The 7,014-nt window shown below is 69.3% G+C and carries 11 protein-coding genes; 1 reads left to right on the top strand and 10 read right to left on the bottom strand.

Going from position 1 to position 7,014, the window contains the following annotated elements; translation table 11 throughout:
- Positions 1-82: 82 nt before the first annotated feature.
- From WBP48_RS14715 to rpsP, 5 genes are all read right to left on the bottom strand, one after another.
- Entirely contained in the window at positions 83-685 is a 603-nt protein-coding gene (locus tag WBP48_RS14715) for an RNA polymerase sigma factor (RefSeq protein WP_424441502.1), read from the bottom strand.
- Positions 686-806: 121 nt separating this feature from the next.
- A complete protein-coding gene (trmD, locus tag WBP48_RS14710; protein WP_424441501.1) occupies positions 807-1,499 on the bottom strand; it encodes a tRNA (guanosine(37)-N1)-methyltransferase TrmD in 693 nt (230 codons plus the stop codon).
- A gap of 1 nt (position 1,500) precedes the next feature.
- On the bottom strand, positions 1,501-2,178 hold the full coding sequence (gene rimM / locus WBP48_RS14705) for a ribosome maturation factor RimM (RefSeq protein ID WP_424441500.1): 678 nt from the start codon (positions 2,176-2,178) through the stop codon (positions 1,501-1,503).
- A complete protein-coding gene (locus WBP48_RS14700) occupies positions 2,162-2,392 on the bottom strand; it encodes an RNA-binding protein (protein ID WP_424441499.1) in 231 nt (76 codons plus the stop codon). Before WBP48_RS14700 ends, rimM begins: the two co-directional genes overlap by 17 nt.
- 5 nt (positions 2,393-2,397) lie before the next feature.
- Positions 2,398-2,817: a 30S ribosomal protein S16 gene (rpsP, locus tag WBP48_RS14695; protein ID WP_424441498.1), complete on the bottom strand. Its 420-nt coding sequence runs from the start codon at positions 2,815-2,817 to the stop codon at positions 2,398-2,400.
- A gap of 185 nt (positions 2,818-3,002) precedes the next feature.
- Here rpsP and WBP48_RS14690 point away from each other — a divergent pair, with 185 nt between their 5' ends.
- Positions 3,003-4,166 (top strand): glutamate--cysteine ligase, encoded by a 1,164-nt coding sequence (locus WBP48_RS14690; protein WP_424441497.1) that lies wholly within the window; start codon positions 3,003-3,005, stop codon positions 4,164-4,166.
- Between the two features lie 209 nt (positions 4,167-4,375).
- Here WBP48_RS14690 and ffh read toward each other — a convergent pair whose 3' ends face one another.
- From ffh to WBP48_RS14665, 5 genes are all read right to left on the bottom strand, one after another.
- A complete protein-coding gene (ffh, locus tag WBP48_RS14685) occupies positions 4,376-5,947 on the bottom strand; it encodes a signal recognition particle protein (protein ID WP_424441496.1) in 1,572 nt (523 codons plus the stop codon).
- A 35-nt stretch (positions 5,948-5,982) separates the two neighbouring features.
- On the bottom strand, positions 5,983-6,249 hold the full coding sequence (locus WBP48_RS14680; protein WP_424441503.1) for an RNA polymerase sigma factor: 267 nt from the start codon (positions 6,247-6,249) through the stop codon (positions 5,983-5,985).
- Positions 6,170-6,493 carry an RNA polymerase sigma factor gene (locus tag WBP48_RS14675; protein ID WP_424441495.1) on the bottom strand — a complete coding sequence of 108 codons (324 nt, stop codon included), beginning with the start codon at positions 6,491-6,493 and terminating at the stop codon, positions 6,170-6,172. The genes WBP48_RS14680 and WBP48_RS14675 overlap by 80 nt, the downstream gene beginning before the upstream one ends.
- The gene (locus WBP48_RS14670) at positions 6,490-6,762 is read right to left on the bottom strand and encodes a hypothetical protein (protein WP_424441494.1); all 273 of its coding nucleotides are present in this window, start codon (positions 6,760-6,762) and stop codon (positions 6,490-6,492) included. The genes WBP48_RS14675 and WBP48_RS14670 overlap by 4 nt, the downstream gene beginning before the upstream one ends.
- A 69-nt stretch (positions 6,763-6,831) precedes the next feature.
- The coding region (locus tag WBP48_RS14665) for a hypothetical protein (RefSeq protein WP_424441493.1) at positions 6,832-7,014 on the bottom strand (183 nt) is incomplete at its 5' end.

Raw genomic sequence — 7,014 nt, 5'->3', positions numbered from 1 at the left:
CGGTACCCCGGACCCACCCGCTGCACGCTCCAGCAGCGCCGCGCGGCCCCGGTCCAACGCGTCCCGGGGTGGTTCGATGTCGCTACGCGTGCTGCGCAGCAGCGTCAGTTCGTCCATGGTCCGTCTCCTGTTCGGTCTCGGGCGTGCCAGGCCGCTCTGCCGCATCGCGCAGCAGGCGGCGTGCCCTGTTGAGCCGTGAGCGCACCGTGCCGATCGGCACGTCGAGCGCGGCGGCGACGCCGGCGTAGTCGAGGTCGCCCCAGGCGTACAGCAGCAGGGTGTCGCGGTCGGATGCCGACAGCTTCCGCAGCGCCGAAGCCAGGCGCCGGGTCAGCCGCGCGGCATCCAACCGCGCACCCGCCTGCTCGATCACGTCGGGCGCGAGCTGCGCCGCGACATCCGCGACCATGCCCTTCCATGCCCGCGCTTCCAGCCGCACATGCTTGCGCATCAGGCGGGTGGCGATCCCCAGCAGCCAGGGACGGGCGTCGACGACATCGAGGTCGTAGCCTGCCCGCTTCTCGAAGGCGACGAGGAAGGTCTCGGACATGACGTCCTCGGCCGCGTGGTCTCCGAGCCGCTGCGACGCGTAGCGATAGATCGCCGGCGCGTGTCGGTCGTAGATCGACGCGAACGCCCCCGGCTCGTCACCGGAGCGTTCGATCACCTCGTTGTCTGCACTCACATCCGTATTGCCCGATCCGGCTCGTCGAGTTCACGTAAGAGCGCCCGTCGGCTTTTCAGCGGCGCTGCCGCGCCGCGGGACGGGGGCGGGAACACCTGCTCAGACCGGCGGCGCTTGCCCGTCACTCCGCCAGCAGGTCGGGTCGGCGCTCGCGGGTGCGCTGCACCTGCTGGTCGTGCCGCCACTCGTCGATGCGTGCGTGGTGACCGCTCAACAGAATGTCGGGCACGTCCAGGCCGCGCCACGACGCGGGCTTCGTGTACGAGGGATACTCCAGCAGGCCGTCCTCGTGCGACTCTTCGACGAGGCTGGCGGGGTTGCCCACGACGCCCGGGACGAGGCGGCCGATCGCCTCGATAATCGCCATCGCGGCGACCTCTCCCCCGTTGAGGACGTAGTCGCCGAGGCTCACGAGGCGCACGTCGCCGAGCGTCGCCGCGTAGGAGAAGACGCGCTCGTCGATGCCCTCGTAGCGTCCGCATCCGAAGACGAGGTGCGGCGCGGCGGACAAGTCGCGCGCCGTCGCCTGCGTGAAGACCTCGCCCGCGGGCGACGGGAAGATGATCGTGAGGCGGGCAGTGCCGGCATCCGCCGCAATCGCGTCGAGCGCCTCACCCCACGGCTCGGGTCGCATGACCATGCCCGCGCCGCCGCCGTACGGCGTGTCGTCCACGGTCCGATGCCGGTCGTGGGTGTGGTCGCGCAGGTCGTGCACGCGTACGTCCAGGATGCCGGCGTCCCGCGCCTTTCCGAGGAGCGAGACCTCCAAGACATCGAAGAACGCCGGAAAGATCGTGACGACGTCGATGCGCACGTCAGCGCCCGTCCGGCTCCGGTGCGCCGGATGCCGGGGTATCGGATGCCGACGCGTCGTCGGTCGCTGTGGCGTCGGCATCCGTCGCCAGCTCGTCCTCTGCCGCGTCGGCGGGAAGCTCTTCGAAAAGCCCCGCAGGCGGCGTCACCACGACGCGGCCGGCGGCGATGTCCACCTCGGGCACGATCGCCGCGACGAACGGGACGAGCACCTCGTCATCGCTTGCTGCCGGACGGACGATGAGGAGGTCCTGGGCCGGCAGGTGGTCGACGCGGATGACACGTCCCACCCTCACGCCGTCGCGGACGACGTCGAGCCCGACGAGCTGATGGTCGTACCAGGCATCGTCCTCCGCGGGAGCGGACTCGTCCTGGTCGATCCACAGGATCGCACGGACGATGCTCTCCGCTGCGGTGCGGTCCTCGACTTCTTCGAGGAAGACCACGGGATGCGTATTCATCCAGCGGAACTCGCGCACTGTCACGGTCTCGCCGTGCCACGGCGACGACTCCGGGACCTGGAGGGTGAAGACGGCGCCCGGCACAAAACGGCCGTCCGGGTCGTCGGTGTAGAGCTCGAGCTTGAGGGCGCCCTTGAGGCCGTGGGCCTTCACGAGACGCCCGACGCGCAACTGGGTGCGCGCGGGTCCTGCCGCTGCCACGTCAGTCGTCCGCGACATCGACACGGACGCGCGCGCCGTCGGCCAGCGCCGACACGAGCGTGCGCAGCGCCTTGGCCGTGCGCCCGCCGCGCCCGATCACCCTGCCCCGGTCGTCGGGGTGCACGCGCACCTCGAGGACCTCGCCGCGTGACGACGAGGAGGATCGGATGGCGACGTCGTCCGGGTGGTCGACGATCCCCTTGACGATGTGCTCGAGCGCGGCGGAGAGCAACGGACTTACTCGGCGTCGGCCGCAGCGGTCTCGGCAGCAGCCTCGTCGGCTGCAGCAGGCTCTTCGGCCTTCTTCTCGGCCTTCGGCTTGATGACGGACTTCTTGGCGGTGTCGACCCGGAACTCTTCCTTTGCGCCGGCGGTCTGCACGGTCGAGACCGCGTCCGCGTCGCCCTTGAAGGTGCCCCAGTCGCCGGTGAGCTTCAGTAGCGCGGTGACCTGCTCCGTCGGCTGTGCGCCGACGCCGAGCCAGTACTGCGCACGCGCGGAGTCGACCTCGATGAGCGAAGGCTCCTCGGTGGGGTGGTACTTGCCGATCTCCTCGATGACGCGACCGTCGCGCTTGGTGCGCGAGTCGGCGACGACGATGCGGTAGTAGGGCGCCCGGATCTTGCCGAGGCGCTTGAGACGAATCTTGACAGCCACAATTCTCCTGAGTGGTGTTGTGAGGTGACGAACGTCGCTCGGGCTGTGGGGTGCACACCCGGCGGAAGCTCTGTGGTGGACCTCCTCGCCGGATAGAGGGTCGAGCGAGCGGTCCAGCGTTCTATTTTGCCAGATCATGACGGATGCCGCGAACCCACGCGCGACGTCGTGTCAGACTGTGCCCCATGACGGTGCCGTTCGCCACATCCCGCCGCTCCACCGTGGGCGTGGAATGGGAGATCATGCTGGCCGATGGGACGACGGGTGACCTCGTCCCCCGCGCTCCCGAAGTGCTCGCCTCGCTCGAGGAGAAGTCCGCGCTGGAGCGCCACACCATCACCGGTGAGCTGCTGACGAACACGATCGAGGTCACGAGCGGCGTCGGGGACACCGTCGCGGAGGTGGTCGACGACATCGCCGACGCGATCGCCGACGTGCGGCAAGTCACCAACCCGCTCGGCATCGAGCTGCTGTGCGCGGGGAGCCATCCGTTCGCACAGTGGTACGACCAGCAGGTCACCGACAAGACGCGCTACCACAAGCTCATCGAGCGCACCCAGTGGTGGGGGCGGAACATGATGATCTGGGGCATCCACGTGCACGTCGGCGTCGAGGACGTGAACAAGGTCCTGCCCATCCTGGGTGCCTTGACGGCGTACCTGCCGCATCTGCAGGCCCTCTCGGCATCCAGCCCGTTCTGGGCCGGCGAGCGCACGGGGTACGCGTCCAACCGCTCGCTCGTGTTCCAGCAACTGCCCACTGCGGGCCTGCCGTGGCCGCTGACGGACTGGGTGCAGTTCGAGGCTTACCTCGACGACATGGTGCGCACCGGAGTCATGGCCGACGCCACCGAGGTGCGGTGGGACATCCGACCCGCTCCGCGCTGGGGAACGATCGAGGTGCGCGCGTGCGACGGGATGTCGACCCTCCCCGAACTGGCGGCGGTGGCCTCTCTCGTGCAGGTGCTCGTGGAGCACTTCTCCCGCCAGCTCGACGAGGACCGTGAATTGCGGACGTTGCAGCCGTGGTTCGCGCGGGAGAACAAGTGGCGCTCGGCCCGCTACGGCACCGATGCGCGCATCATCGTGGACAGCGACGGTACACAACGCCCCGTAGCCGATCATCTGCGCGAGACGCTCGAGCAGCTCGCTCCCATCGCTGAGGAGTTGCACTGCGCGCGCGAGTTCGCCGGGGTGGGCCGCATCCTCGACGATGGTGCCAGTGCGACGCGACAGCTGCTCGTCGCCGATGCCGCCGATGGCGACCTGCGCGAAGTCGTGCAGCACCTCATCCGCGAGTTCCGCGCCGGCCCGACGCTGCGCGACCACCTCGCCTCGCTCGGGTCGTGAGGCCGGGCGCACGAACGCCGTTTCGACTCGCGGCTTCGCCGCTCGCTCAACCCTCAACCGGTGATCGAGGCTTGACCACGCGCCCGACCCTCAGCCGGTGATCAACGCTTGACCACGCGCCCGACCCTCAGCCGGTGATCGAGTGCGTCGGCGCGCCAGCGCCGGCGTGTATCGAGATCACGGCGACCCACGTCGTGACCCGCAACGCCTCAGCCCTTGCCGAACAGCTTCTGAATCTCAGCGAGATCCGCCTCGCTCGGCGCCTTCGCACCGCCGCCGAGGCCGAACCCCGACCCGGTCGGCGCGGTCGCGCCACTCTGCGCCGCCGCAATCCCGGCATTCTCCGCCGCGCGCTTGGCGGGGTTTCCGGAACGCGACCCACCACCGGAACCGCGCGCCTTCTGCTTGTTGCCGCGCTTGCTCGACGCCCCCGGTTTGCCGCCCATCGGGCCCATCCCCGGGATGTTCGGCACGCCGCCGCGCGCAACGGTCTTCATCATCTTCGATGCCTGATCGAAGCGCTGCACGAGCTGATTGACGTCTGTGACGGTCATGCCCGACCCTCGGGCGATCCGCAGCCGACGCGATCCGTTGAGCACCTTGGGATTGCGTCGCTCCCCCGGCGTCATCGAGCGGATGATCGCCTCGGTGCGGTCGAGCTCGCGGTCGTCGAACTGGTCGAGCTGCTGCTTCATCTGGCCCATGCCCGGGAGCATCCCGAGCATCTTCTTCATCGAGCCCATCTTCTTCATCTGCTGCAGCTGATCGAGGAAGTCTTCGAGCGTGAAGGTCTCGGTCGCGAGCTTTTCGGCGACCTTGCGGGCCTCCTCCTCGTCGAAGGCCTGCTGCGCCTGTTCGATGAGAGTGAGGACGTCACCCAGGTCGAGGATGCGGCTCGCCATCCGGTCGGGGTGGAACGCCTCGAGGTCGTCGAGTCCCTCACCGGTCGACGCGTAGATGATGGGGCGCCCGGTGACACTTGCGACCGACAGCGCCGCGCCACCGCGCGCGTCGCCGTCGAGTTTGGAGAGCACGACGCCGGTGAAGTCGACGCCGTCCTGGAACGCTTTCGCGGTGTTGACGGCATCCTGCCCGATCATGGCGTCGATGACGAACAGCACCTCGTCCGGGTTCGTCGCCTTGCGGATGTCGGATGCCTGCTTCATCAGCTCGGCGTCGACGCCGAGGCGACCCGCGGTGTCGATGATGACGACGTCGTGCTGCTGTCGGCGGGCGGTCTCGACACCGTCGCGCGCGACGCGCACCGGGTCGCCCGTGCCGTTGCCCGGCTCGGGCGCGTAGATCGCGGCACCCGCCTGCTGCGCGACGACCTGCAACTGGTTCACGGCGTTGGGACGCTGCAGGTCGCACGCGACGAGGAGCGGGGTGTGCCCGTCCTTCTCGAGCTGCTTGGCGAGCTTGCCCGCGAACGTCGTCTTTCCCGAGCCCTGGAGGCCCGCGAGCATGATGACCGTCGGCGGGTTCTTCGCGAACTGCAGGCGCCGCTGCTGGCCGCCGAGGATCGCAACGAGCTCCTCGTTGACGATCTGGACCACCTGCTGGGCGGGGTTGAGCGCCTTGTTCACTTCGTCGCCGAGCGCACGCTCGCGCACCTTGGCGGTGAACTCCTTGACGACCGCGAGCGCCACGTCGGCATCCAGCAACGCGCGCCGGATCTCGCGGACGGTTCCGTCGACGTCCGCCGGGGTGAGCTTGCCCTTGGTGCGGAGGTTGCGGAAGGTCTCTGTCAGCCGGTCGCTGAGGGTGCCGAAAGTCGCCATAGTGCCCCGATTCTACCGGCGAGCAGGCTCCGTGCTCACCGGTCGCCGGTGCCGACTCCCACGCCCAGCGCCGCCCGCAGCTCCTCCTTCGCCTTCGCGTAGCGACCTCGGGCGGTGGATGCCGGGATGCCCAGCACTTCGGCCGCGTCGGCGATCGTCAGCCGCTCCCAGTGCACGAGCCGTACGAGTTCGGCGAGGTCGGGTTCGAGCCGGTCGATCGCATCACGCACTTCGGAGCCGTCGTCGGCGGCGGGCGACGTGACCGCGGCATCCGTCGCCTGTCCTCGGATGCGGTCGGCCAGCGCCCACCGCCGCCGCTGCCCGCGAGCGTGGTTGAGGACAGTACCGCGCGATGCCGAACAGCCACATGCGCGCGCGCTCCGGGTCGTCCGGCAGGTCGCCGGCCCGCCGCCACGCGACGACCATCGTCTCGCCCAGCAGGTCCGGTGCGTCGTCGAGCCCGACCCGCCGCTGCAGGTACGCGAGGATGTCGGGGGATGCCGCGGTCAGGGCCGCGGTGAGCGCGCGGTCTCGGGCGCGCGTCACTGAGTTACCTCGACATCGCACCGCACCGAGGTCCACACTTGGGCAGATTCCGGCGTGGCCCCGGCAATCGCCATTCCCTGATGGATAAATGCGTCTACGGCATTCGAGACGACCGCGACGCGCACTTCGTCGGCGCTGCGCTGCGTGGGTGAGAGTTGCGCATCGCCGAACCGGCCGTTCTCATCGAGCACAGAGGTCTGATCGGGGTTCCGGATCGAGTCATCGCTGTCCATCCGGGTGCCGAGCTCAAAGTCCAGCGCACGCCACACGTCGGTCTGACGCAGTCTCGCGGCGAACTCGGCGGCTGCAGGCGTCAGAGCTTCGTTCTCGGCCGCGCCCTACACCATGATCCGAAGTTCGCATCCGCGCCCGCTGGGGAGGGCGAAGCTGTGCCGATAGTCCGCGGCATCCCAAGGATCGTCGAAGCCGTGAGGCATCATCGACTGCGCCACCGCGACGCCCGCGCTGCCAGCCAGGAGTGCCGCGACCGCCCCGCCGAGCGCGACGCGCCGCAACAACCG

The organism is Microbacterium sp. (assembly GCF_049661145.1).
Classification (GTDB): Bacteria; Actinomycetota; Actinomycetes; order Actinomycetales; family Microbacteriaceae; genus Microbacterium.
This window is presented reverse-complemented; position numbering and strand designations above follow the sequence as displayed.